Annotated in this window: 1 protein-coding gene; it reads left to right on the top strand. The window is 56.1% G+C overall.

Annotation, left to right across the window (positions count from 1 at the left end; translation table 11 throughout):
• The coding region (locus AQ1_RS12385) for a LamG-like jellyroll fold domain-containing protein (RefSeq protein ID WP_042087836.1) at positions 1 to 433 on the top strand (433 nt) is incomplete at both ends.

Raw genomic sequence — 433 nt, 5'->3', positions numbered from 1 at the left:
GGCACTGTTTTCTGATGTGGATCTGGCAGGCGATGCGCTGACGGTGCAATTGTCTTTTTCCTCGACCGAGCCACCGCAGCCGGGCGAGACCAATGGCACCGTGCTCGCCTCTTATAATGTGGCGGGCAGCGATAATGAATTTCTGATCTTTGCGCGCTCTGATGGCAAGCTCGGGGTCTATGTCAATGGTCAGGAAACGGTTCTCGATATCGATATGGGCCGTTTATTTGATGGGGCTGTTCATCATCTTTCGGTGAGCTTTGACAGCAATAGCCGGGAAATCGCGGTTTTTGTGGATGGCGATCTGGCAGGCATCGGCCTTGCCCGCAATGGCACGCCGATCACCTCGGGCGGCACGCTCACTTTGGGCCAGGAACAGGATAGCGTGGGTGGGGGCTTTGATCCTGCGCAGGAATTTTCCGGCACCATTCAC

Origin of the sequence: Iodidimonas nitroreducens (assembly GCA_000710935.1) — a bacterium.
Taxonomy (GTDB): domain Bacteria; phylum Pseudomonadota; class Alphaproteobacteria; order Sphingomonadales; family Rhodothalassiaceae; genus Iodidimonas; species Iodidimonas nitroreducens.
Note: the sequence above shows the minus strand (reverse complement) of the source record. Positions and strands in the feature narration are given on the sequence as shown.